Source organism: Breznakia pachnodae (assembly GCF_030814225.1).
GTDB lineage: Bacteria > Bacillota_I > Bacilli_A > Erysipelotrichales > Erysipelotrichaceae > Breznakia > Breznakia pachnodae.
In genome coordinates this window covers 1-1,788 of the sequence record NZ_JAUSUR010000019.1, presented here as the reverse complement: position 1 = coordinate 1,788, position 1,788 = coordinate 1, and the positions used below count along the sequence as shown (strand labels likewise).

1 rRNA gene is annotated in these 1,788 nt (G+C 47.9%); it reads left to right on the top strand.

From position 1 onward, the window contains the following. The first annotated feature begins 184 nt into the window (after nucleotides 1–184). Nucleotides 185–1,748 (top strand): 16S ribosomal RNA (locus J2S15_RS20260). Nucleotides 1,749–1,788: the final 40 nt, after the last annotated feature.

Genomic DNA, 1,788 nt, shown 5'->3' with positions numbered 1-1,788 from the left:
AAAAAAAGTGTTGACATAAGGTGTAAAGATTTGGTATTATAAACAGGCACGGTTGGAAGACATTGGTCGAAAAACAGTGCAAGGTAGATCTTTGAAAACTAAATAGGAAACGTCAATTTCGAATCAAAGAATTCACGGAAAACAAAAACACAAAACACGCAAAGAGTCGTGTTCATAAATGAGCAAAATGGAGAGTTTGATCCTGGCTCAGGATGAACGCTGGCGGCATGCCTAATACATGCAAGTCGAACGAAGCGACCCATTGAAGATGAAGTGCTTGCACGGAGTCGGATTTGGATTTTCGCTTAGTGGCGAACGGGTGAGTAACACGTGGGTAACCTGCCCTTCAAACTGGGATAACTATTGGAAACGATAGCTAATACCGGATAGGTAGTAGTGAGGCATCTCATTACTATTAAAGGTGCGTTTGCACCATTGAAGGATGGACCCGCGGTGTATTAGCTAGTTGGTGAGGTAACGGCCCACCAAGGCGATGATACATAGCCGACCTGAGAGGGTGACCGGCCACATTGGGACTGAGACACGGCCCAAACTCCTACGGGAGGCAGCAGTAGGGAATTTTCGTCAATGGGGGAAACCCTGAACGAGCAATGCCGCGTGAGCGAAGAAGGATTTCGGTCTGTAAAGCTCTGTTGTAAAGGAAGAACACTAGATAGAGGAAATGCTATTTAGATGACGGTACTTTACCAGAAAGCCACGGCTAACTACGTGCCAGCAGCCGCGGTAATACGTAGGTGGCAAGCGTTATCCGGAATTATTGGGCGTAAAGGGTGCGTAGGCGGTCTAATAAGTCTGAAGTAAAAGCCAGTGGCTCAACCACTGTCCGCTTTGGAAACTGTTAGACTAGAGTGCAGAAGAGGCAAGTGGAATTCCATGTGTAGCGGTAAAATGCGTAGATATATGGAGGAACACCAGTGGCGAAGGCGGCTTGCTGGTCTGTAACTGACGCTGAGGCACGAAAGCGTGGGGAGCAAATAGGATTAGATACCCTAGTAGTCCACGCCGTAAACGATGAGAACTAAGTGTTGGAGAAATTCAGTGCTGCAGTTAACGCAATAAGTTCTCCGCCTGGGGAGTATGCACGCAAGTGTGAAACTCAAAGGAATTGACGGGGGCCCGCACAAGCGGTGGAGTATGTGGTTTAATTCGAAGCAACGCGAAGAACCTTACCAGGCCTTGACATGGATATAAATACCCCAGAGATGGGGAGATAGCTATATATCACACAGGTGGTGCATGGTTGTCGTCAGCTCGTGTCGTGAGATGTTGGGTTAAGTCCCGCAACGAGCGCAACCCTTGTCTTTAGTTACTAACATTAAGTTGAGGACTCTAGAGAGACTGCCGGTGATAAACCGGAGGAAGGTGGGGATGACGTCAAATCATCATGCCCCTTATGGCCTGGGCTACACACGTACTACAATGGCAGTTACAAAGAGCAGCGAACTCGCGAGAGTAAGCAAATCTCATAAAGGCTGTCTCAGTTCGGATTGGAGTCTGCAACTCGACTCCATGAAGTCGGAATCGCTAGTAATCGTAGATCAGCATGCTACGGTGAATACGTTCTCGGGCCTTGTACACACCGCCCGTCAAACCATGGGAGTTGGTAATACCCGAAGCCGGTGGCATAACCATGTAAATGGAGTGAGCCGTCGAAGGTAGGACCGATGACTGGGGTTAAGTCGTAACAAGGTATCCCTACGGGAACGTGGGGATGGATCACCTCCTTTCTAAGGAGAAAGTACACAGTTATGATTCAGAAATAAAAAT